Raw genomic sequence first — 21,147 nt, forward strand, 5'->3', positions numbered from 1 at the left:
CAGCACGCTAGGTCCGCGCGGCCGTCCCGCGGATCGGGCCGCGGACGGGTTCCGGGGTACGACCAGCGGACCACCCCGCGCCCCGATCTCCGTCCCGGGACCGATGAGGGCCGGGGCGCGGTCGGCCTAGCATCCTGGTGTGTGCCGCTGGTCCAGATCCACTGTCCACCTGCTGATCGACAGCGGGATCGCCGTCGTGCTCCTCGGTCTGGCCCTGAGCGCCCTCGCGGTGTCCCCCGCGAACCCGGCCACGAGGTCCGCCGGGGTCGGCCTGGCCGTGGTCCAGGCGAGCTGTCTGCTGTGGATGCGCCACCGACCCGGGTACGCCCTCGCGGTGGCCGCGGTCGCCGGGATCGGGCTGGAGGCGATCTGCCCGGAGCTGGGCTGGCTGGGCCTGGTCGCGGTGCCGTTGAGCTACTACGCCCGGCTGCGGCCGCCCCGGGCGTCCCTGCCGGTGACGGCGTTGCTGCTGGCACCCACCCCGTGGAAGCTGGTCACCGGTGACCGGCGGGACCTGCTGCTCGCGGTGCTCGGGGTGACCGTCGGCTGGGCGCTCGGGGAGTTGCAGCGCGGCGCGGCCCAGCGCCGGCGGGTCCGGCGCCGGCAGGTCGTCGTGCGGGAGCGGGAACGCATCTCCCGTGAGCTGCATGACGTGGTCGCCCACCACGTCTCGGTCATCGCCGTGCAGGCCGCCGCGGCGGAGGACGGCTTCGACCTGCACCCCGAGCAGGCCCGGGCCGCGCTCGGGTCGATCGGCACCGCCGCCCGGTCGGCGCTGACCGAGCTGCGCGCGATGCTGCACACCCTGGCCGTGGACGACGCCGTGGACCCGGCGGGGCCGCAACCCGGCCTGGCACAGCTCGACGCGCTGGCCGAGGCGGTCGGCGCTGTCGGACTGCGGGTCGACCTGCACCGCGACGACCTCGGCGAGGCGCTGCCCGACGGGGTGGAGCTCTCGGCGTACCGGATCGTGCAGGAGTCGCTGACGAACACGTTGAAGCACGGCCGGGCCCGCCGGGCCGACGTCACCGTCGGGTACGCCGACGGGGTGCTGCGGGTGGAGATCGTCGACGACGGCACCGCCCCACCCCGGCGGGCGGAGAACGCCGACGGCCACGGCATCCCCGGGATGCGGGAGCGGGTCCGGCTGCTGGGCGGCAACCTCGACGCCGGTCCCCTGCCCACCGGCGGCTTTCGGGTGCGGGCCCGGATCCCGGTGGTCTCGTCGTGACGATCCGGGTGGTGGTCGCCGACGACCAGGACCTCGTCCGCACCGGACTGACAATGATCATCAACGCTCGAGCCGACCTGGCGGTCGTCGGCGAGGCCGCCGACGGGGCCGAGGCCGTCACGGTCGCCCAGCGGACCAGGCCGGACGTGGTGCTGATGGACGTCCGGATGCCCCGCCGCGACGGCATCGCCGCCACCCGCGATCTGGTGGCCGCCGGCAACCCCGCCCGGATCGTCATGCTCACCACCTTCGACCTGGACGAACCGGTGTACGCGGCGTTGCGCGCCGGGGCCAGCGCCTTTCTGCTCAAGGACACCCGCCCGGCGGACCTCGCGGAGGCGGTCCGGGTGGTGGCCCGGGGCGAGGCACTGCTCGCGCCGACCGTGACCCGCCGGTTGCTGGACCGGTTCGCCGACCGTCTCCCCGCACCGTCGACGGCCACCGGCGAACTGGCCGCGCTGACCGCGCGGGAGGTCGAGGTGCTCGCGCTGACCGCCCGGGCATTGTCCAATGCCGAGATCGCGCAGCAGCTGCATCTGAGCACCGCGACCGTGAAGACCCACCTGTCGGCGATTCTCGCCAAGCTCGGCCTGCGTGACCGGGTGCAGGCTGTGGTCTTCGCGTACGAGACCGGCCTGGTCCGCGCGGCGCCGCCGCCCCGGTGACCGGACCGGTCGGCGGTGGGACGTAGCCGCCCAGCCTTCCCGCAGCCGGACGAGTGGTACCGGGGGCGCAGCGGGTGACAGAACGGGACGGTGCGCGCCGTACGGGACGACGGCACGGGCGGTGTGGGCGGTCCTGGGTGGGCATTTCCGCAGGTCCCTGCCGCGAGGGAAAACACGTGACGGCAACGAAGAATTCTCATTTACGCCGGACGGAGCGCCCAACCCTCCTAGTGTTGGCCACACCGGTGCAGTTACGGAGTTGGCCACCCGAACGACGTCCCACGCAGACAGCGGACGAAAAGTGAGGGAAGACGCGTATGAAGGCACAGTCAGTTCTCGTATCGGCGGCGCTCGGCGTGGGACTCGGCACGCTCCTGCTCCCGGCAGCCGCACTCGCGGACACCACCGTGTCACCGGCCACCACCCCGGTCGGCGGGACGGTCGTGCTCACCGCGACGACCTGCAACCCGAAGTCCGGCGACGTGATCTTCCGCGTCACCGGGCCGAACCGGGACCAGAACGTCCGCTCCACCACCGTCGCCGCGGGCGGCGGACTGAGCGCCGAGCTCTTCACCGCCGGCTTCACGCTCGGCACCTACACGGTGGCCGCCACCTGCGGTGACGGCAGCTCCGCCGGCAGCGCCACGTTCACCGTCACCCCGATCGGCGCCGCGCCGGCCGGTGGCGGCGGCGGCTCCGACACCACCGGTCTGGTGGCGGCGGGCGGCGCGCTGGCCGGCGCGGCCGCGCTCGGGGCGACCGTCCTGGTCCGCCGCCGGCGCCGGGCGGCGGCCACCGTCGCCTGAGACAGGACACACCACACACCATCCCTGGGACGGGTGCCCGCGCCGGTGAGACCGGGGCGGGCACCCGGACCACGCCGTCGGGGAGGAGGGACGGTGGCGGCGAGAAGATGGTTCACGCGTACCCGGGCCGCGGTGGCGGCGGTGGTGGTGGCCGGCGCGGCCGGCGCGACCCTGATCGCCGCGGGCCTGACCGCCCCGCCTGGGCCACCGCAGCCCGGGACCGGCGCGGACGCCGGCCAGCACAGCCGCTCGCCGGTGCCGGTGCTGGCCCGCTCGGAACCGGTGCGGATCGACATTCCGGCGATCGGCGTGCACGCCGACCTGGTGCCGGTGGCCGGTGACCCGAACGGCACCCTGGAGGTCCCCCCGCTGGACCGGCCCACCGTGGCCGGCTGGTACCGCCCCGGCGCGAGCCCGGGCGAGGCGGGCAACGCGGTCATCGTCGGGCACGTCGACACCCGCGACGGCCCGGCCGTCTTCTTCAACCTCGGCCGGCTGCGCCCCGGCGACACCATCCGGGTCACCCGCGCCGACGGCCGCATGGCGAGCTTCGCCGTCGACGGCGTCGGGGCGTACCCGAAGCGGAGCTTTCCCACCGCAATGGTCTACGGCCCGGGCGGGGCCGGCGCCGCGCTGCGGCTGGTGACCTGCGGAGGCCGCTTCGACGAGCGGGCCCGCGACTACTCCGACAACATCGTGGTACGGGCCACCGCCGTGTCCTGACCGTCGTCGCGTCGTACTACGGTGGGCCCCCGGACGGCGGCGCGGCGGAGGTGGACGGTGACACGGCTCGGTACACGGCTGGAGTCCCTGGTCGGTAGGCTGACCGGCCGGCCGGAGACCGGTCCCGGGGCCGCCGTCCGACGGTCCAACCCGGACGCGGTCGTCGACTGCGCGGTCTACGTCCACGGCCGCCGCCAGCCCGGCCGCCCGCACTACGCGGACGCGTACGCCCGCTCCCGGCATCGGGACGCGTTCGTCTGGCTCGGACTGCACGATCCGGGGGCCGCGGTGATGGCCGCGGTCGGGCGGGTCTTCGGGCTCGACGAGCTGACCGTGGCGCAGGCGCTCGCCGACGGGCACCGGCCCGCGGTGCAACGGCACGGCGCGGTGACGTTGCTGGTGCTGCGCACCGCCGGCTACGTCGAGCACACCGAGCTGACCGCCACCTCCGAGGTGATCGACACCGGGGACGTGATGGTCTTCCTCGGCGACCGCTTCGTCGTCACCGTCCGGCACGGCGCCTCCGGCGCGCTCGCCCCGGTGCGGGAGGAGATCGAAGGCCGCCCGGCGGTGCTCGCCGAGGGCCCCTGGGCGGTGGGGTACGCGGTGACCGCCCGGATGGTCGAGCTGTACCTGGAGGTCGCCGGCCACCTGGAGCGGGACCTGGAACGCGTCGAGGAGAGCGTCTTCGCCCGCGACCGGGACGCCGACATCCAGCAGATCTACCAGCTCAAGCGGGAGGTGGTGGAGTTCAAGCGGGCGGTGCTGCCGTTGCAGGCGCCGCTGCGCGCCCTGGTCGCCGACCGTGCGGACGGACCGCCGCCGGGGCTGCGCCGCTGGTTCGTCGACGTCGAGGAGCGGCTCACCCGGGCGGTCGACCGGATCACCGGCTACGACGACCTGCTCAACTCGATCCTCCAGTCCCGCCTCGCCCAGCTGGCCGTCGACCAGAACAACGACATGCGCAAGATCGCCGCGTGGGCGGCGATCGCGGCGACCCAGACCGCGGTGGCCGGCATCTACGGCATGAACTTCGCGCACATGCCCGAACTGTCCTGGCGGTACGGCTACGCGGCGGCGCTACTGGCGATGGCGACCGCCGCGGTCACCCTGCACCGGCTGTTCCGCCGCTCCGGCTGGCTCTGACCTCCGGCCGGCGCTGACCTTCGGCCGGCTCCGCGGGCCGGCGGGGTCACGGCTTGTCCAGGTCGGCGAGCTCCTGCTGGAGCAGCTCGCCGAGCCGGGCGACCCGGGCCGGGTGGGTCGCCGGCGTGATGCCCCGGCTCGGCATCTCCACCGTCATCAGCAGGTACAGGTGCAGCCGGTACAGGCCCAGCCGGCGACGGACGGCCGGGTCGTCGAGGGGCACCGGTGCGCCCGCCGCGCGGTAGCCGCGCAGGAACGCGTCGTCCGGGCTGTCCTCCGCCCGCCGGAACAGCAGCGGCGACACCAGGTCCATCAGCGGGTCGCCGTGGAGGTGACGCTCGCCGTCGACCAGCCCGCTGAGCCGGGGCTCCCCGTCCGGGCCGGACACGGCGAGGACGTTGCCGGCCCAGCCGTCGAAGTGCAGCAGCGCGGGCGGGCGTACCCGGTCGAGCACGTCGCCGTGCCGGTCGACCAGCTCCCGGATCCGGGCCGCCGGGACGGGCAACGCCACCCGCCAGTCCGCCGCGTCGGCGAGCAGGTCGTCCACCATGGAGGTGAACGCGGCCCGCCAGGTGTGCCCGTCGGCCCGGCCGCCGTCGTAGCCGTACCGCTCGCCGGTGACCCGGTGCAGGGCGGCGAACGCGGCGCCCAGCTCGGCGCGGACGCCGGCGACGGCCGCCCCGTCGGCGGTCAGCTCGTGCAGGGTCCGGCCGGCGAGCAGGCCGGTGAGCAGCCAGTCGCCCAACTCCGGGTCGCTGCCGTGGTGCAGCAGCGGCGGGACCGGGACGGCCGGGGCGTGCTCGGCGACCAGCCGGAGGTAGCGCGCCTCGGCGGCGATCAGCCCCCGCTCGTAGCGCAGCAGTGGCACCTCCGGCGGCGGCCCGACCTTGAGCACGAGGGTGCGCCAGTCGTCCAAAGTCACCCACCAGACCGCGGCGAAGCCGCCGCCGGTGAGCGGAGCGCAGTCGGCCACCCGGACGGTGGGGCCCAGGGAGGCCGCGACGTACCGGCGGACCTGGTCGGGGTCGAGGAGGCGTTGGGTCCGGCTCATCCGGACGCGCCCCGTCGCGCCGGTGAGGGACCCGTCGTCAGGCCCACCACCCCGCCAAGGCTAGCCGCCGGGACCCCTTGGCGTGACCCCGCCGACCGCCGGGCGGCCGGCCACGACGGGACCTAAGCTGGTGATCATGATGTGGCAACGGTACGTCGCGATCGGCGACAGCACCACGGAGGGACTCGACGATCCGGACGGCCACGGCGGGTACCGGGGCTGGGCGGACCGGTTCGCGACGGCGGTGGCCCGCGCGCAGGGTGGGCTCGAGTACGCCAACCTCGCCATCCGCGGCCGGACCACCGCGAAGATCCTCGCCGAACAGCTGCCGGTGGCCCTCGACCTCGCGCCCGACCTGTGCACGGTGGTGGCCGGCATGAACGACGTGCTGCGCCCCTCGTTCGACGCGGAACGGATCGCCGCCGACGTGGCGACGATGCAGCGCGCCCTGGCCGGCCAGGGCGCCACCGTGCTCACCTTCACCCTGCCCGATCCGGTACCGGTGATGCCGCTGGCCCGCCCGCTGCGCGGCCGGATGTTCGCCCTGAACGCGGCGCTGCGCCGGGTCACCGCGCAGACCGGAGCGTCGCTGGTGGACTTCGCCGCCCACCCCGTCGCCTCGGACCCGAGGCTGTGGAGCGAGGACCGGCTGCACGCCAACAGCGCCGGGCACGAGCGGATCGCGGCGGCGCTCGCGTACACCGCGGGACTGTCGGGGTACGACGACTCGTGGACCCGGCCGCTGGAGGAGGCCCCGCGCCGGCGCCGGCACGAGATGGTCCGCGCCGAGCTGACCTGGGCCCGCCGACACCTGCTGCCCTGGGTGGCCCGGCACGCGCGGGGCCGGTCCTCCGGTGACCAGCGGGTGGCGAAGCGCCCCGTGCCACTCCCGGTCGAGCTGGACTGAGTCGGCGTCGCCAGGCCGAGCGACGCCGAAGACCGGGCGGACAGGCACGGCGTACGCCGGCATGATGGGCCGATGAGCCGGACCGAACGGGCGGCGCTGGCCGCGGAGACCGACCACCTGGTGGCGCAGGGCCGCTACGGCCCGGTGCCGGCCGCCACCCTGCACTTGCCGCAGGAGCCGCTGCCCGAGCCCGGTCCGGCCGGCCCGTCCACCGTGGAGGTCACCGACGAGACCAGCCTGGCCGCCTGCCGCCGGCTCGCCGCCGACGGAGACGACCAGGTCGCCTGCCTCAACTTCGCCTCGGCGAGGAACCCGGGCGGCGGGTACGCCAGCGGAGCCCACGCCCAGGAGGAGAGCCTGGCTCGCGCCTCCGCCCTGGCCGCGTCGCTGCGCACCGTGCCGGAGTTCTACGACCACCACCGGGCCCGGCGCGACCCGATCTACAGCGACCGGGTCATCCACTCCCCCGACGTGCCGGTGTTCCGCGACGACGACGGGCTGCTGGTCCCGCCGTACCGGGTCGCGTTCCTGACCGCGGCGGCGCCGAACGCCGGGGAGCTTCGCGAACCGGTGGACCTGGCGGGCCTGCTGCGCCGCCGGGCCGGGCGGGTGCTCGGCGTGGCGTTCGCGCACGGGCACCGGCGCCTCGTGCTCGGGGCGTGGGGGTGCGGGGTGTTCCGCAACGACCCCACCGTGGTGGCCGGGGCCTTCGCGGCGCTGCTCGGCCCGGGCGGCCCGTACGCGGGCCGGTTCCCGCTGGTGGTCTTCGCGGTGCCGGACGCGACCAACCGCGCCCCGTTCGCCGCGGCGTTCGGCTGACCGGTCACCGCGCGATCGGCGGCCGGGTACGGGCCCGTTTGAGTTCGAAGAACCCGTCGGTGCCGGCGACCAGCAGCACCCCGTCCCAGAGCCGGCCGGCGTCCTCGCCGCGCGGGAACGGAGCCACCACCGGCCCGAAGAAGGCGTTGCGCCGGCCGTCGTCGCCGGTGACGTGGATGGTCGGGGTGCCCAGGTCCTCGCCGACCGGTTCCAGGCCGGCGTGGTGACTGGCCAGCAGCGCCTCGTCGTACGCCGTCGACCCGGCCGCGTCCGCCAGCTCGACCGGCAGGCCCACCTCGGTCAGCGCCGCCTCGTAGAGCTCCCGCCCGATCGGCGCGCGCTCGTGGTGGATCCGGGTGCCCAGTGCGGTATAGAGGTCACGCAGCACCTCGGCGCCCGCCTTCTGCTCGGCGGCGACGGCCACCCGGACCGGGCCCAGGCCCGGCTTCAGCCATTCCTGGTACCACTCCTCCAGGCCGTCGCGCCCCTCGTTGAGCACGCTGAGGCTCATCACGTGGAAGCGCACCGTCACCGCCCGGACCCGTTCCACCTCCAGCAGCCAGCGGGAGGCGTTCCAGGCCCAGGGGCAGCGCGGGTCGAACCACATGTCGGCCGTCGTCATCGTCGGTCCCTTCGGATCGGTCGTCGTCCCACCGATCCTGAGCCCGCGATCGGCCTACCAGCAGAGCCGATCGCGGTCCCGTTGAGTAGGCCAATCCGACACCGTTCGCATTGCTGGCCCGGGGCGGAACCCGGCGGCCCTCGGGGCGGATCTCCTGACGAGCGGTAACACCTCGCGCTGGCCCGGCCGTTCACCGTGGCGGCTCAAGCGGCGCCGGTGACGTCACCGATCGCGGGTTCCGGGGTCCGTGTGCCGCCATGTCCGGTATCGGCCGGCCGCCGGGGGCCGCGTCGACCGCGTCGACTGTCCCGGTCAGCGGGGCAGTCGGTGCGACCGACGTCCGGTCCAGGCGTCAGGATCCCGTGGTCGGGGCCACCCCCAGCCTGGAATCGGTGGGGGGTCGGGGGCGTTGTACATGGCATACCACCGCGGCTCCCCCGCCCGGCAGGTAAGCCCGAAGCCCAGGCCGATGGAATGCCCGACCGGCCGGGCCGGTTACATCCCCCGCACCACCCGAGCAGGCCGATGGAATGCCCGGCCCGCCACCACGGTTACACCCCCCGGACACCCGAGCAGGCCCCCTGAGCCGCCGGGCAGCGCCCCGCGCAGATCCCCCCGATCGCCGAGCCGTCCGATTGACTTTCCCCCCTCGCGCGGCCCCCGCCCCCCGGGCGTGCCGCGCACCCCCCGAACAGAGGAGCACGCCATCATGCGTACCGATCTGATCCGCAAGACCGCCCTGACCGCCGCCGGCCTCGCCTTCACCGGCGGTGCCATCGCCGGCCCCATGACCGCCGCCCACGCCGCCCCCACCCAGGGCAAGCCCGCGTCGACCGTGCAGGGCGAGCGCAAGCCCACCGGCGAGCGCCAGCTCAAGGTCAACTACGAGGCCCAGCCGAACTTCTACTACTGCGGCCCCGCCGCCACCCGCAACGCCCTGTCCGTGCAGGGCAAGAACATCAACGTCGACACCATGGCCAAGGAAATGGGCACCACCGAGGACGGCACCAACAGCATCAACGACATCACCCCCGTCCTGAACAAGGAAACCGGCAAGAAGGACGCCTACCACAGCGTCGAGATCCGCAGCCCCAAGGCCGACACCAAGCAGACCGACACCCTGCGCACCGACATCGTCCGCACCATCGACGACGGCCGCGCCGTGGTCGCCAACATCGCCGGCACCACCACCGACACCGACGGCGGCGTGCACTCCTTCGAAGGCGGCCACTACATCAGCGTCGTCGGCTACACCAACAACGGCAAGATCGTCACCATCGCCGACTCCGCCAACCCCGACACCGCCAGCTACCAGATCACCGTCGACAACCTCGCCGACTGGATCGCCACCCGCGGCTACTCCACCTCCTGACACCACCCGCACAACCACGAAGGGCCGGCCCTCACGGGCCGGCCCTTCGTCGTACCCAGAACCGGGCGGCCGTCGACGAGCCTCGCTGCGGCAGGATGGGCCTCGTGGCGAAACGAGCACCCGGCCGGCGCGCGGCCGAGGACCCGAACCGGCCCTGCCCGTGCGGCACCGGCCTCCCGTACGCCGACTGCTGCGGCCCGGTGCACCGCGGCGAGGGCACGGCCGGCACCGCCGAGGCGTTGATGCGGTCCCGGTTCAGCGCCTTCGCCGTCGGCGACGCCGACTACCTGCTGCGCAGCTGGCACTCCTCGACCCGCCCGGCCCGGCTGCGGCTCGACCCCGGCGAGCAGTGGACCCGCCTGGAGATCGTGGACACCGAGCGGGGCGGCCTGTTCGACAGCACGGGCACGGTCGAGTTCCGGGCGCACTACCGCGCGGCGGGCCGGCCGGGCACGCTCGACGAGCGCAGCCGCTTCGTCCGGGAGGACGGCCGGTGGGTCTACCTCGACGCGCTGCCCGACTGACCTGCACGGCCGACTCCCACGGTCAGCCGAAGCTGACCCGTTCCAGCCAGAAGTCGAGCAGCTTGGCGTCGCCGAGGACCTCCACCCCGGCCTCGTCGACCGGCAGCCGGCCGTAGACGAGCAGCAGCAACTCGGCCACCGGCCCGCGGACGGCGACGGCGGCCTTGTCGTGGGCGCGACGCCAGGCGAGCAGGTCGCCGGTGAGGTCGACCAGCCACTCCGCGCCCGCCCCGGAGGGCACGTCGGTGGCGTGCAGGTGCAGGGTGCGGCCCGGGCCGAGCAGCTCCCGTCGGTGCGGGTGGAAGTCGAACATCTGCGGCAGCGAGCCCAGCTCCATCCATTCGTCGATCGCGTCGATCGCCAGCTCCGGCGTCACCGCGAAGTCCACGCCCAGGGCGAGGGCGGCGTCGGCCCGGTGCATCAGGGTCTCGTGCGCGAACCGGCGCGCCCAGAACGGGGTGCCCGCCGCCGGTAGCGGCGTCCACACCGGCGCGCCGGGACCGGCGGCGGTCAGCACGTCGGCGAGCCCGGCCGCCTCCTCGACCAGCCACGGACCGACCACCGCCGGGTCCTCGTCGGCGTACGGGGACAGGTCGCGGAAGTGCGCGTCCGACGGCGGCGTGGTCGGCCGGGTCCGCACGATCTCGGCCGCCCACCGCTGACCGCCGCCGAGGTGGCGGACCAACTGGCCCACGTTCCAGCCCGGGCAGGTGGACACCGGGGTGGTCAGATCGGCTCCGTCGAGGTGCGACCGGAGCAGGTCGCTCTGGGCGACGATCTCGGCACACCAGCGGTCGTAGCTCATGGTCATCGGCCCACGCTAACCGTCGACACCGACGGGAGCGGTCCGCCGTGCCGGCCCCGCAGGCCGCCGAATGAGCAGCCAGAGCGCCAACCCCAGGTACGGCAGGGCCGCCGCCACGAAGGCGACCGCGTTGCCGGCGGCCCCGGCCACCAGGGCGTACCCGCCGTAGACCGCGATGATGGCGAGGTCGGTGGCCATCCCGGCCACGGACGTGACCGTCGCCCGACCGGGTCCGGTGATCCGCGCCTGGAGGCGGGCGTCGGCGAGGACCGTGGCCAGTTGCAGGGCACAGAACGCGACGCCGAGCAGCGCGAAACCGGCCGGATGCCGCAGGCCCGCCCCGACGGCCAACGCCAGCGCGGCGGCGCCCAGCAGCACGGCGTACCCGCGGGTGACCAGGCGCTCCCCGGCCGGGGCGAGCAGGCCACCGAGCGTGACCCCGGCCGAGATGAGCAGGAGCAGCAGCGGCACGGTCGACCCCGGCACGCCGGTGTCCCGGGCCAGCAGCGGGGTGTACTCCTCGAGGGCGCCCCAGATGGCGGTCACCGCGGGCACCAGCAGCACCGCCGCGCGTACCCGCGGGTCGGCACGGGCCTCGGCGAGCCCGGCGCGCAGGCTCGCCAGCCAGCCGAGGTCGTCACCGTCGTCCGCGGCGGCCCCCGCAACGACCGGCGACGCGGACGCGCCGGGCGAACCGGCGGGGACCGGCTGGTCGGCGGGGGCGGACGGGCCGCGGTGCTCGGGCAGGCGGGTGGCGACGGCGGCGGCGGCGAGGCTGGTCAGCACGCTGGCCGCCCCGACGGCCGGGTACCCGCCGACGGCGAGGACCGGCCCGGCGAGGCCGATCGAGGCGAGCACGCCGACCACCCCGGCCGTCCGGGCGCGACCCATGGTGCGGGCGTAGCGGCCGGCGGCGCCGAGCCGGTCGAGCTCGGTGAAGACCAGCGCCTCCAGCGCGCCGGAGCTGAGCGCGCCGGCGGCTCCCCAGAGGACGAAGCCGGCGGCGAACGCCGGGTACGACGGGAGCACCACCCAGAGGGCGTAGCCGGCGCCGGCGAGCAGGGGTGCGAGGCAGAGCAGCAGACGACGGCAGACGGCGTCGGCCCACGCCCCGGACGGCACCTCCAGCAGGATGCTCGCCGTCGACCAGATGACGAAGAGCGTGGAGATCTCGGCGATCGACAGTCCGGTGTCGCTGAACAGCAGCGCGTAGACCGGATAGAGCAGGACCAGGTCGGTGAGGAATGTGTAGCCGTAGAGGGTGGCCGCGAGGCGGCGCACGCCGGTGTCGGGCACCCGCGTGGGGACGACGATCATGGAGGGCCTTTCCACGGAACGGAACGGACGCGGGGACGTACGGCGTCCGCGGCGGCCCGCGGTTTCGGCCTTCAGTTACGGATCAACATCGCCAGGTCATGGCGCCGATGCTAGTCGCCGGCGCTGGTCGGGGCGACCCCGTCGGCGGGTACGCGAAGGGGCGGAACCCGCACGGGTCCCGCCCCTTCGGTGCCGGTGCCGGTCAGCGGCGGAACCGGTCCGCGTCGGTCGGTGGGATGACCATCGTCGTCTCGCTGTCTACCGGGGCGTCGTGCTCCGGGGTGGCCTGCCGCGGCGGCGTCACCGTGCCGGCCGACGGCGCCACCGGGTGGGTCGGCGAGGTCCGGTCCGCCCCGGCGTACGGGGCGACGGGCTGGGTCAGGTCCGACTCGTCGTAGCGGGACACCACCTGGGTACGGTCGGCGTCCTCGTCCCCCGGCACCCGCTGGGTGGGCTCGGACGAGCCGTAGCCGGTCACCGGCTGGGTCGGCTCAGCGGCGCCGGTGGCGGCGAGGTGCGCGCGCACGTCACGCCGGCCGGCCTGGTAGGCGCGGGCGTGCGTGGCGATCAGCTGCGACTCCTGCTCGGCCCGGGTCAGCCAGGACTCCCAGCGGCTCTGCATCGGCCGGACGAGTCCGCCGCCGACACCGACGACCAGGATGCCAGCCACCGTGGCCAGCACCGCGATCAGCACCGGGGTGGTCACCGCGGTGGCGACGCCGATCTGGTTGAGCGCGGCGATGACCCCGAGCCCGAGGATGAACACCGAGGCGATGTTGGCCAGCACCCGGCCGTAGGAGAGGCCGCCGAGGGCGCTGCTGATGATGTCCTTGACCGCGGTGGCGATGGCCGCGGCGACGACCACGATGACGATCGCGACGAACGCCCGGGGCAGCCAGGAGATGACCCCGGCGATCAGGTCGGAGATCGGGTTGGGGCCCCAGATGCCGAAGGCGAGCTGGAGGGTGACCAGCAGGACGCCGTAGTAGGCCAGCTTGGCCACGATGTCGCTGGCGTCATAGCGGGAGCGGGCCAGCGCGGTCTTGATGCCGCCCCGCTCGACGGCCCTGTCGAAGTGCACCCGCTCCAGCACCTTGTTGACGATCTTGAGAACGGCCTTGGCGACCAGCCATCCCACCACGAGGATCGCCACGAAGGCGACCGCCTTGGGCAGGAAGAGCATCACCGCGCGGAGGGCGTCACCCACCGCGTCGCCGAAGTTGTCTTTCATATGGGCCCTCCACACTGTCCGTCGAGTCGTCGGCCCCGACCTACCCCGCGCGAAGGAACGGGAAACGCCCGGTCAGGACGGCGGGCAGGCGTAGCCCACCTCGGTGCGGGCCTGGGCCGGCGCGGGCGAGACGATGTTGAGGGTGGCGGTCTCGGTGGTGCTGCCGACGCCGCTGAACGCCCACTTCAGGGTCAGGGTCACGGTGCGTTGGCCGATGCCGACCCGCTCGCTGAGCAGCGTGCCGGGCGGCGAGCCGGAGCGCAGCCACTGGTACTCGATGACACCACCGCGGCCGTTGGTCCGCACGGTGGCGACCACGTCCACGGTGACGTCGCAGGCGTCGCCGGCCGGTCGCGGCACGGCGACGGCGACCCCGGTGACCTCCAGCGGGCTGAGCCGCTGCCAGAGCCAGAAGCCGACGGCGGCGACGAGCACGAGGGTGAGCAGTCCGGAGAGCACCGCCGTCACCCGGCGCCACACCGACCGCGGGCGACGCGGCGGGACCGACGGCCAGGGCGGTGCGGCGGGTGGGGACACCGGCACGCCGGGCCCGAACCGCATCTCGCCGCCGCCCCCGGCCGGCGGCGCCGAGGGTACGGCCCGACCCGTCGCCGCGATGGTGGGGATCGAGGCCGCCATGGGCGACGGCACGCCGAGCGTCATCGTCCGGTCGACGGCGGCCGGGGCGAGGGTGGGGGCGGACCCGGCGAGGTGGACGGTGGCGTCGGCGTCGCTGGCGAGGTGCACCGTGGCGTCCGGGTCGCCGGCGAGGTGCACCGTGGCGTCCGGGTCGCTGTGGTGGGACGGCGGCTGCCCGCCGAGGCGTACGGTGCGGTCGGTCGACCCGGGCGACAGGTGGGCTGTGGGTTCGCCGCGCTCGTCGGGCCTGGTCATCGGGGGGCCAACCTTCCTAACCGGGAGTGCAGTAGGACAGCAGCGACACGTACACGGTCGCGCTCGGCGTGGAGACGTTGCCGGCGGCGTCGGCGGCGACGACCCGGATCGGAATGCGGGTGCCGGAGTTCGGCGTGGGCAGGTCGGCCAGGGTGCCCTGGTAGATGCCGCGCCCGACGTGGTCCATGGTGGCGGTGCGGGTGACGCCGTCGAGGGTCCACCGGAAGCTGACCCGCAGCGCGTCGGGGCCGGTCCGGTCGTCGACCGCGGTGGCGGTCACCGTGCTGGCCGTCGGCCCGTACGGACATCCCGCGGGGTCGAGCAGGGTGGGGCTGGCGTCGACCTTGCCGACCTGCGGGGCGGTGACGTCCGGCGGCGGGGGCGGGCTGGTGGGCGCGGGTGGCGTCGGGCTCGGCGTGCGTACCCGGGTGGGCGTCGCGGTGGCCGACCGGGACGGGGCGGTCGTGGTGGGAACGGCCGTCGCGGTGGCGGCGAAGGCGGTGGCCGAAGGTGTAGGGGTCAGGTCCGGCGCGGGCGGCACCACGGTGATCGCCGGCGCGGCGGTCAGCGGTGTCGGGCTGAGGGTGGTGGCGGCGGACGCGCCGGGCGCGGCGGTGCCGTCGGCGAGGGTGAGCGACGCGTCGTGGCGGGCGGCGTAGCTGAGCCCGGACCCGCCGGCCAGCAGCGCGGCGGTGAGCGCCACCCCCAGCATCGCGCTGCGGGCCCGCCCCCGGCGTGGCGGCGGCCGGCCGTCGCCGAGGGTCGTGCTGGCCAGGCTGGTGGCGCCGCCGGTGCCGTCGGGGAACGGGAACAGGGCGGCGAGCAGGGCGGCCCGTCGGGCCAGCCCGTCGAGGCCCCGCTCCTCCCAGTCCGCGCCGAAGGCGTCGGCGGCGGTGCGTTCCAGCTCGGCGAGGAACACCTCGGCCGTGGCCGGGCGCTCGGCCGGCTGCTTGGCCATGCCGTGCCGGAGCAGGTCGTGCACGGGCGCCGGAGCCAGTTCGGTGGGGATCGGGGCCTGGGCGTGCTGGTCGCGCAGGGTGATCAGGTCTCGCCCGTCGTACGGAGGGCGGCCGGTCAGGCACTCGAAGAAGGTGGCCGTGGCGGCGTAGATGTCGCAGGCGGGGCTGGCGGGCGCGCCGGTCCACTGCTCGGGCGCCATGTAACGGGGCGTGCCGCTGACCGATCCGCCGGAGTCGGTGCCGACCGGTACGGCGATGCCGAAGTCGGCGAGCTTGCTCCGCCCCTCGACGTCGACCAGCACGTTCTCCGGCTTGTAGTCGCGGTGCACCACACCGCGGGCGTGCGCGGCGGCCAGCCCGGCCAGGGAGCCCTTGAGGACGCAGAGCGCCGCCTCGGGCTCGGTGGCGCCGTGGGCGCGCAGCATCTGGCGCAGCGACACCCCGTTGACCAGTTCCATCACGATGGCGGCGCCGGCGGGCGACTCGGCGTACTCGTAGAGCCGGGAGACGTGCGCGTCGTCGATCTCGACGAGCAGTCGGGCCTCCGCGCGAAACGCCTCCCGGAAGGCCGGGTCGTCGCCGACCGCGCTGGTCAGGTACTTGATGGCGACGGGGGTGCCGGTGGCGTCGTGGGTGGCGAGCAGCACGCGACCGGACGCGCCGGCGCCGAGCTGCCGGACCGGGGTGTATCCGGACAGCTGCCAGTCGCCGGTCACGCGACGGTCTCCCCGGTGTACGGGCGCCGGTCTCTGGTCAGGGCCACCCGATCATTCTCGCCACGGCGGCCGGACGGTCCATCGGCGCAACGGTTGTTTCAACGCCTCCGCTCGTCCGCCGTACCCGCGTGGTGTCCCCTCCGGACGACCGGCGGAGGCTTCCACCGTACGGTGCCGTATGTTAACGTCCGTCCATACGCATCCGTATGGAGGTGGTCCGTGGTGGACAGTCCGCGCACCGACGCCCAACAGATCGACCGGCGGCTGCGCCGCGCGGTCCGGTTCGGGGCCGGCTGCCTCGTGCTGGTCGGCGCCGCTCACCTCGCGGTGACCGCGGCCGCCCGGCTGACCCCGACGTCGGCCGAGGAGGCCGCCGCGCATCGGGCGATGCGGGCCGTCCCGGTCCGCCTGCTCGGCACCGGCCACGATCTGGCCGCGCTGCACCAGGGCTTCAGCGCCGCGATGGCTGTGGTGCTCGTCGGGTACGGGGCGATGAACCTCCTCGTCCTGCGGGCGGCGCCGCAGGCGTACCAGCGGGACCGCTCGCTGACCCTGCTCAACACGGCGGTGACCGGCGCTGGCTTCGCGATCGGGGTGGTCGCCTTCCCGCTGCCGCCGGTGGTGGTCTTCGGCGCGGGCCTGGTGGCGCAGCTGCGCGCCCTGGCCCTGACGACGGGGCGGCGGGCATGAGGGCGCGGGCACGGGGCCGCGCCCTCATGCGGCGCCGGCCCGTAGCCGGCCACCGGGCCGTCCGGCCGAACCCCGCCGGGGCCGTCGGCGCCGGCACGGCGGGACGGTACGTTACGCCCGTGGGTGCGGATGGGCGACGCCGCCGCCTCAGCGCCGAGGACTGGGCGCGGGCGGCCCTGGAGGCGATTGGTGAGCAGGGCCTGGCCGGGGTGGCGGTCGAGCCGCTCGCGATCCGGCTCGGCACCACCAAGGGCAGCTTCTACTGGCACTTCGCCAACCGGGACGCGCTGGTCACCGCCGCGCTCGCGCTGTGGGAACGGGAGCACACCGAGGCCGTCATCGAGGCGCTCGGCACCCCGGAGGACCCGGCCACCGCGCTGCGCCGGCTCTTCGCCAGCACCACCGGCACCGCCGATCGGATGCCCGCCCGGGCCGAGGTCAACCTGTTCGCCGCCGCCGACGACCCGCTGGTCGCCCCGACCGTGCGCCGGGTGGTACGCCGACGCGTCGACTATCTCCAGGCACTCTTCGCCGGCCTTGGCTTCGCGCAGGACGAGGCGGCCCGCAGGGCGCTGCTGGCGTACAGCACCCATGTCGGGCACCTGCAGCTGCTGGTTCGGATGCCCGAACTGGTCCCCGACGGCCGAGCCGACCGGTCGGCGTACCTGGACAGCGTGCTCGGCGCGATCACCCGCGCGGACTGACCGCACCGGCCGGCGACCCGCCGCCACCGGTGCCGAGCGGCGTCAGCGGTGTTCCTCCCGGCGGTGGCCGTCGCCGCTCGGCACCGCCTCCGGCCCACCGGCCGGCTCCCCGATGGGCCCGACCGCGCCACCGGCCTCCCGGGCCGGCCGGGCCAGCTCGTCGAAGAACCGCAGCAACTCCACCGGGAAGGGCATGACCAGGGTGCTGTTCTTCTCCGCGGCCACGTCCACCACGGTCTGCAGCAGCCGCAGCTGGTACGCCCCGGGCGTGTCGGCCATCGCGCGGGAGGCGTCGGCGAGCCGGCGGGACGCCTGGAACTCGCCGTCGGCGGCGATCACCCGGGCCCGGCGTTCCCGTTCCGCCTCGGCCTGCCGGGACATCGACCGCTTCATCCCCTCGGGCAGGGACACGTCCTTGACCTCGACCCGCTCGATGAGCAGCCCCCACGGCTTCTCCGTCGGGGCGTCAATGACCTGCTTCAGTTCGGTGTTGATCCGGTCCCGGTCGCCGAGCAGCGTGTCCAGGTCGGCCTTGCCGATCACCGAACGCAGGGCGGTCTGCGCGACCTGGAGCACCGCGGACGGGTAGTCGCGGACGTTGACCAGCGCCTTCACCGGGTCGACCACCCGGTAGTAGACGACCGCGTCGACGGTGAGGGTGACGTTGTCCCGGGTGATCGCGCCCTGCGCGGGCACCCCGATCACCGTGGTCTGCAGGCTGACCCGGACCATCCGGTCGGCGATCGGCACGATCAGGTGCAGGCCGGGCCCCCGGACCCGCTCCAGCACCCGGCCGAAGCGGAACACGATGCCCCGCTGGTACTGCTGCACCAGCCGTACGCTCAGCGACAGCAGCAGGACCACGACCACGACGACGATGACCAGGCCGACGAATCCGGCGGCGGCTCCCATGACCCCTCGATCCCGGAGGCTCTCCGCCTCCCGGCGCCGCGCTTACCCGGTCCGGGGTGGGCCATTCCTGCGATCTCACCCGAACGAGGTGACCCGGTCCGTGTACGGCCTCCCGGTGATCCGCTGACCCCGGCAGGCAGGCGCATCATGGGAGCCACGCCAGACCGGCGTAGGGCATCATGTGCTTCATGATCGATTGGCGACGTGACCGGATCGGCGCGGCCCTACGCGGGGAGAACCCGACCGTCCTGGCCCGCCTCCCCGGCGGCTTCGCGGTGATCGGCGACGTCCAGTGGCTGCCAGGCTACTGCGTGCTGCTCGCGGACGATCCGGAGGTGCAGCGGCTCACCGATCTGCCCAGGGCGAGGCGTCTTGCGTACCTCGAGAGCATGGACCGGTTGGGCGAGGCGGTCGAGCGGGCCTGCGGCGACGCGGACCCGGCCTTCCGCCGGGTCAATCTGGAGATCCTCGGCAACACCGATCCCTTTCTGCACGCGCACATCTGGCCGAGGTACGACTGGGAGCCGCCGGAAATCGTCGGTAAGCCCGTCTGGCTGTACCCGGCATCCCACTGGCGGGATCCCGCCACGGCGCTGAGCGGGAAGCACGACGAGTTGCGGGCCGCCATCACCCGGTACCTCATCGACTAGGTGTCGGTGTGGGGCCGGCGGTGATTGTCGTGCCGCCGCCAGGCGGTCAGCCGAGCCAGCGGCCGTCGCGCATGACGGCGCGTCCCTGCAGCTCGTTCGCCTCCCGCTCGGTCATCAATCGGCTCACCCGGAGGCCGTCATCGGCGGCCAGGTAGGGCAGGCGGCGGTGGCACGTCAGGGCGTGGGTGCCAGCGATGCGGCCTCCCAGGCGAACCCGTCCGGGTCGGTGAAGGGCCCGGCATCGCCGCCGATCGTGAGCCGGTGCGATCCGGTGCCGGCGGGAGCGACGCCGACCTCCTTGGCAAGGGCACGGTGCCGGTACAGCGCCAGCTTGACGGGACTCGACTCAGCAGCGAACTCGACGTACATGCGGGCAAAGCTCTTCGCCACGGCAAGGCCGCGCTCGACGTAGAACCGCTTGCTCGCGGCCACGTCCGCGACCCCGAGCAGGAGCACGATCTCGTCGATCTGCCGGGTGGCCGGGCCGGTGTCCTTCTTCGCCGAGGTGGCGACCTTCCAGATCGTCCCGTCCGGGGCCTGTACGACACCGCCGTAGCCCCAGAGCGACTTCGCGGCGGGCTTCAGCGGCGTCGCACCGGCATCCAGAGCAGCGCCGATGAGGCCGTTGACGGTGGCCGGCTGGGACACCGTGAGCGCCAGCGTGAACCCGCGGAAGCCGGTCGTCGGTGCCTCCGAGGCCCGCAGGCGTATCTGGTTCTCCAGACCGAAGGCGGCGCTGTAGAAGCGGTGGGCGGCAGTGGGGTCGGCCACGTCGAGGGTGACGGATTCGATGGTTGCCATGGCCATCACGCTATGTGCGGCTCGCTGACCGGTGCTTCTTGATTCCTGACCGGTCTCCTCCAGACTCGTATCCGGACGGGAAGGGTCAGGTGGCGCGGCGGGTGACCAGATCGGGTGCCACGTCGGCGATGCGCTCGCGCATCGACCGCCGCCCGAGGACCGCCAGCGCCTCGTCGACGAGGCGGCTCAACGGGTACGGCAGCTCGGCCTCGAACCGGGCGGCGGCCTCGGTGGTGGCCGCCGACTCGGCGTCCAGGACGGGCAGCAGCGACTCGGCCCGGCCCGTGAGGTGGACGATGCGCTGCCGGGCGTCGGCCCCGGGGCGGAGGGTGACGAGCCCGTCGCGGGCCATCTGGTTGACGGTCTGGCTGGCCGCCGAGTGGGTCACTCCGGTGGCGCGGGCCAGGTCGCGGATGGCGGCCGGGCCGGTGTGGGCCAGCGTCCGGACGATCGGGGTGTACCGCGGGCGGAAGCCGGGCAGGCCGAGGTCGGCGTAGACGGCGGCGACGTCGCCGTCGAGCAGCTCCAGCAGGTGGCGCAGCCGGGTGCCGAGCAGTTCGGGGCCGGGGGTACGGTCGGGCACGTGACGTAATATAACAGCGCTGTTGTATCTGCTTCCCGGGGAGGTCCGCACGTGGACGAGCGCTATCCGCCAATCGAGCCGTACGACCACGGCATGCTGGACGTGGGCGACGGCAACGCCGTGTACTGGGAGGCCTGCGGCAATCCCGACGGCAAGCCGGCGCTGGTGGTCCACGGTGGTCCGGGTTCCGGCTGCGGGCCCGGGACGCGCCGGCTCTTCGACCCGGAGCGCTACCGGGTGATCCTGTTCGACCAGCGCAACTGTGGACGGAGCACCCCGCACGCCAGCGACCCGGCCGTCGACCTGCGGCACAACACCACCGACCACCTGATCGCCGACATGGAACGGCTGCGCGCGCACCTGGGCGTCGACCGCTGGCTGCTGCACGGCGGCTCGTGGGGCTCGACGCTGATCCTGGCGTACGCGCAGCGGCACCCCGAGCGGGTCTCCGAGATCGTCATCAACGCGGTCACCACCACCCGCCGGTTCGAGATCGACTGGCTCTACCGGGGCGTGGGCCGGTTCTACCCCGAGCAGTGGGACCGCTTCCTGGCCGGCGCGCCCGGCACGCCCCGCGACGGCGACGTGGTCGGGGCGTACGCCCGGCTGGTGAACGACCCGGACCCGGTGGTGCGGGACCGGGCCGTCACCGACTGGTGCGTCTGGGAGGACGCGGTGGTGTCGAACGAGACGAAGGGCGCCACCAACCCGTACGGGGACCGGCCGTCGACCGCCCGTACCGCGATGGTCCGGATCTGCTCGCACTACTTCGCCCACGGCGCGTGGCTGGCGGAGGGTCAACTGCTGCGCGACGCGCACCGGCTGACCGGCATCCCCGGGGTGCTCGTGCACGGCCGGCTCGACCTGGGCGGCCCGCTGGACACCGCCTGGCAGCTGCACGCGGCCTGGCCCGACTCGGAGCTGATCGTGGTGGAGGAGGCGGGCCACCTCGGTACTGACGAGAGCCGCCGGCTCGTCGTGGCCGCGCTGGACCGCTTCGCCGCCGGCTGACGGCGGAG

Annotated in this window: 22 protein-coding genes and 1 pseudogene; 13 read left to right on the top strand and 10 right to left on the bottom strand. The window is 74.4% G+C overall.

What is annotated here, in order from left to right; genetic code table 11:
* The first annotated feature begins 139 nt into the window (after positions 1–139).
* The 5 genes from AC5RWQ_RS19795 (at position 140) to AC5RWQ_RS19815 (ending at position 4,571) form a co-directional block, all read left to right on the top strand.
* Positions 140–1,231 (top strand): sensor histidine kinase, encoded by a 1,092-nt coding sequence (locus AC5RWQ_RS19795; protein WP_494284188.1) that lies wholly within the window; start codon positions 140–142, stop codon positions 1,229–1,231.
* Complete coding sequence (locus AC5RWQ_RS19800) at positions 1,228–1,896, top strand: response regulator (RefSeq protein ID WP_494284189.1); 669 nt, start codon at positions 1,228–1,230, stop codon at positions 1,894–1,896. Before AC5RWQ_RS19795 ends, AC5RWQ_RS19800 begins: the two co-directional genes overlap by 4 nt.
* A gap of 317 nt (positions 1,897–2,213) precedes the next feature.
* Positions 2,214–2,702, top strand: a complete 489-nt coding sequence (locus tag AC5RWQ_RS19805; protein ID WP_494284190.1) for a hypothetical protein — start codon at positions 2,214–2,216, stop codon at positions 2,700–2,702.
* 93 nt (positions 2,703–2,795) lie between these two features.
* On the top strand, positions 2,796–3,425 hold the full coding sequence (locus AC5RWQ_RS19810; protein WP_494284191.1) for a class F sortase: 630 nt from the start codon (positions 2,796–2,798) through the stop codon (positions 3,423–3,425).
* Positions 3,426–3,482: 57 nt separating this feature from the next.
* Complete coding sequence (locus AC5RWQ_RS19815; protein ID WP_494284192.1) at positions 3,483–4,571, top strand: magnesium and cobalt transport protein CorA; 1,089 nt, start codon at positions 3,483–3,485, stop codon at positions 4,569–4,571.
* A 46-nt stretch (positions 4,572–4,617) separates the two neighbouring features.
* On the opposite strand, the gene AC5RWQ_RS19820 is transcribed toward AC5RWQ_RS19815, so the two are convergent.
* A complete protein-coding gene (locus AC5RWQ_RS19820) occupies positions 4,618–5,622 on the bottom strand; it encodes a phosphotransferase family protein (RefSeq protein WP_494284193.1) in 1,005 nt (334 codons plus the stop codon).
* Between the two features lie 136 nt (positions 5,623–5,758).
* Between AC5RWQ_RS19820 and AC5RWQ_RS19825 the strand changes: the two genes are divergently transcribed.
* The gene (locus tag AC5RWQ_RS19825; RefSeq protein WP_494284194.1) at positions 5,759–6,529 is read left to right on the top strand and encodes an SGNH/GDSL hydrolase family protein; all 771 of its coding nucleotides are present in this window, start codon (positions 5,759–5,761) and stop codon (positions 6,527–6,529) included.
* A 72-nt stretch (positions 6,530–6,601) separates the two neighbouring features.
* Complete coding sequence (locus AC5RWQ_RS19830; RefSeq protein WP_494284195.1) at positions 6,602–7,348, top strand: TIGR02452 family protein; 747 nt, start codon at positions 6,602–6,604, stop codon at positions 7,346–7,348.
* Positions 7,349–7,352: 4 nt separating this feature from the next.
* Here the strand turns inward: AC5RWQ_RS19830 and AC5RWQ_RS19835 are convergent, their stop codons facing one another.
* Positions 7,353–7,970 carry a mycothiol-dependent nitroreductase Rv2466c family protein gene (locus tag AC5RWQ_RS19835; RefSeq protein ID WP_494284196.1) on the bottom strand — a complete coding sequence of 206 codons (618 nt, stop codon included), beginning with the start codon at positions 7,968–7,970 and terminating at the stop codon, positions 7,353–7,355.
* Between the two features lie 709 nt (positions 7,971–8,679).
* Here AC5RWQ_RS19835 and AC5RWQ_RS19840 point away from each other — a divergent pair.
* Both AC5RWQ_RS19840 and AC5RWQ_RS19845 read left to right on the top strand, forming a co-directional pair.
* Complete coding sequence (locus AC5RWQ_RS19840; protein ID WP_494284197.1) at positions 8,680–9,342, top strand: C39 family peptidase; 663 nt, start codon at positions 8,680–8,682, stop codon at positions 9,340–9,342.
* Between the two features lie 95 nt (positions 9,343–9,437).
* Positions 9,438–9,866: a YchJ family protein gene (locus AC5RWQ_RS19845; protein WP_494284198.1), complete on the top strand. Its 429-nt coding sequence runs from the start codon at positions 9,438–9,440 to the stop codon at positions 9,864–9,866.
* Positions 9,867–9,888: 22 nt separating this feature from the next.
* On the opposite strand, the gene AC5RWQ_RS19850 is transcribed toward AC5RWQ_RS19845, so the two are convergent.
* The 5 genes and pseudogenes from AC5RWQ_RS19850 to AC5RWQ_RS19870 all read right to left on the bottom strand — a co-directional run bounded on the left by AC5RWQ_RS19850 (position 9,889) and on the right by AC5RWQ_RS19870 (position 15,788).
* Positions 9,889–10,677 carry a maleylpyruvate isomerase family mycothiol-dependent enzyme gene (locus AC5RWQ_RS19850; RefSeq protein ID WP_494284199.1) on the bottom strand — a complete coding sequence of 263 codons (789 nt, stop codon included), beginning with the start codon at positions 10,675–10,677 and terminating at the stop codon, positions 9,889–9,891.
* Positions 10,678–10,686: 9 nt separating this feature from the next.
* Positions 10,687–11,988, bottom strand: coding sequence for an MFS transporter (locus tag AC5RWQ_RS19855; RefSeq protein WP_494284311.1), 1,302 nt, complete (start codon positions 11,986–11,988; stop codon positions 10,687–10,689).
* A gap of 487 nt (positions 11,989–12,475) precedes the next feature.
* Positions 12,476–13,219 (bottom strand): annotated as a pseudogene (locus AC5RWQ_RS19860) (mechanosensitive ion channel family protein); the annotation flags it as partial.
* A gap of 72 nt (positions 13,220–13,291) precedes the next feature.
* On the bottom strand, positions 13,292–14,113 hold the full coding sequence (locus AC5RWQ_RS19865) for a hypothetical protein (protein WP_494284200.1): 822 nt from the start codon (positions 14,111–14,113) through the stop codon (positions 13,292–13,294).
* Positions 14,114–14,129: 16 nt separating this feature from the next.
* A complete protein-coding gene (locus AC5RWQ_RS19870) occupies positions 14,130–15,788 on the bottom strand; it encodes a serine/threonine-protein kinase (protein WP_494284201.1) in 1,659 nt (552 codons plus the stop codon).
* A gap of 222 nt (positions 15,789–16,010) precedes the next feature.
* Here AC5RWQ_RS19870 and AC5RWQ_RS19875 point away from each other — a divergent pair, with 222 nt between their 5' ends.
* Together AC5RWQ_RS19875 and AC5RWQ_RS19880 are read left to right on the top strand one after the other, a co-directional pair.
* Complete coding sequence (locus tag AC5RWQ_RS19875; protein WP_494284202.1) at positions 16,011–16,478, top strand: LIC_13387 family protein; 468 nt, start codon at positions 16,011–16,013, stop codon at positions 16,476–16,478.
* A 119-nt stretch (positions 16,479–16,597) separates the two neighbouring features.
* Positions 16,598–17,182, top strand: coding sequence for a TetR/AcrR family transcriptional regulator (locus AC5RWQ_RS19880; RefSeq protein ID WP_494284203.1), 585 nt, complete (start codon positions 16,598–16,600; stop codon positions 17,180–17,182).
* A gap of 42 nt (positions 17,183–17,224) precedes the next feature.
* Here AC5RWQ_RS19880 and AC5RWQ_RS19885 read toward each other — a convergent pair whose 3' ends face one another.
* Entirely contained in the window at positions 17,225–18,094 is an 870-nt protein-coding gene (locus AC5RWQ_RS19885; protein ID WP_494284204.1) for a slipin family protein, read from the bottom strand.
* Between the two features lie 188 nt (positions 18,095–18,282).
* On the opposite strand from AC5RWQ_RS19885, the gene AC5RWQ_RS19890 reads away from it, so the two are divergent.
* Complete coding sequence (locus tag AC5RWQ_RS19890; RefSeq protein WP_494284205.1) at positions 18,283–18,744, top strand: HIT family protein; 462 nt, start codon at positions 18,283–18,285, stop codon at positions 18,742–18,744.
* A 174-nt stretch (positions 18,745–18,918) separates the two neighbouring features.
* Here the strand turns inward: AC5RWQ_RS19890 and AC5RWQ_RS19895 are convergent, their stop codons facing one another.
* Both AC5RWQ_RS19895 and AC5RWQ_RS19900 read right to left on the bottom strand, forming a co-directional pair.
* The gene (locus AC5RWQ_RS19895; protein WP_494284206.1) at positions 18,919–19,551 is read right to left on the bottom strand and encodes a glyoxalase; all 633 of its coding nucleotides are present in this window, start codon (positions 19,549–19,551) and stop codon (positions 18,919–18,921) included.
* A gap of 79 nt (positions 19,552–19,630) precedes the next feature.
* The gene (locus AC5RWQ_RS19900; protein ID WP_494284207.1) at positions 19,631–20,128 is read right to left on the bottom strand and encodes a MarR family winged helix-turn-helix transcriptional regulator; all 498 of its coding nucleotides are present in this window, start codon (positions 20,126–20,128) and stop codon (positions 19,631–19,633) included.
* A gap of 51 nt (positions 20,129–20,179) precedes the next feature.
* Here AC5RWQ_RS19900 and pip point away from each other — a divergent pair, with 51 nt between their 5' ends.
* Positions 20,180–21,139: a prolyl aminopeptidase gene (pip, locus tag AC5RWQ_RS19905; protein WP_494284208.1), complete on the top strand. Its 960-nt coding sequence runs from the start codon at positions 20,180–20,182 to the stop codon at positions 21,137–21,139.
* Positions 21,140–21,147: the final 8 nt, after the last annotated feature.

Source organism: Micromonospora sp. BS32, assembly GCF_059089345.1.

What these genes read in the sequence shown, in the direction of transcription:
- AC5RWQ_RS19805 (WP_494284190.1), top strand. Translation starts at nt 2,214, where the DNA reads ATGAAGGCACAGTCAGTTCTCGTATCGGCGGCGCTCGGCGTGGGACTC.
- AC5RWQ_RS19855 (WP_494284311.1), bottom strand. Translation starts at nt 11,988, where the DNA reads ATGATCGTCGTCCCCACGCGGGTGCCCGACACCGGCGTGCGCCGCCTC.
- AC5RWQ_RS19835 (WP_494284196.1), bottom strand. Translation starts at nt 7,970, where the DNA reads ATGACGACGGCCGACATGTGGTTCGACCCGCGCTGCCCCTGGGCCTGG.
- AC5RWQ_RS19825 (WP_494284194.1), top strand. Translation starts at nt 5,759, where the DNA reads ATGATGTGGCAACGGTACGTCGCGATCGGCGACAGCACCACGGAGGGA.
- AC5RWQ_RS19895 (WP_494284206.1), bottom strand. Translation starts at nt 19,551, where the DNA reads ATGGCCATGGCAACCATCGAATCCGTCACCCTCGACGTGGCCGACCCC.
- AC5RWQ_RS19885 (WP_494284204.1), bottom strand. Translation starts at nt 18,094, where the DNA reads ATGGGAGCCGCCGCCGGATTCGTCGGCCTGGTCATCGTCGTCGTGGTC.
- AC5RWQ_RS19820 (WP_494284193.1), bottom strand. Translation starts at nt 5,622, where the DNA reads ATGAGCCGGACCCAACGCCTCCTCGACCCCGACCAGGTCCGCCGGTAC.
- AC5RWQ_RS19890 (WP_494284205.1), top strand. Translation starts at nt 18,283, where the DNA reads ATGATCGATTGGCGACGTGACCGGATCGGCGCGGCCCTACGCGGGGAG.
- AC5RWQ_RS19865 (WP_494284200.1), bottom strand. Translation starts at nt 14,113, where the DNA reads ATGACCAGGCCCGACGAGCGCGGCGAACCCACAGCCCACCTGTCGCCC.
- AC5RWQ_RS19850 (WP_494284199.1), bottom strand. Translation starts at nt 10,677, where the DNA reads ATGACCATGAGCTACGACCGCTGGTGTGCCGAGATCGTCGCCCAGAGC.
- AC5RWQ_RS19840 (WP_494284197.1), top strand. Translation starts at nt 8,680, where the DNA reads ATGCGTACCGATCTGATCCGCAAGACCGCCCTGACCGCCGCCGGCCTC.
- AC5RWQ_RS19830 (WP_494284195.1), top strand. Translation starts at nt 6,602, where the DNA reads ATGAGCCGGACCGAACGGGCGGCGCTGGCCGCGGAGACCGACCACCTG.
- AC5RWQ_RS19845 (WP_494284198.1), top strand. Translation starts at nt 9,438, where the DNA reads ATGGGCCTCGTGGCGAAACGAGCACCCGGCCGGCGCGCGGCCGAGGAC.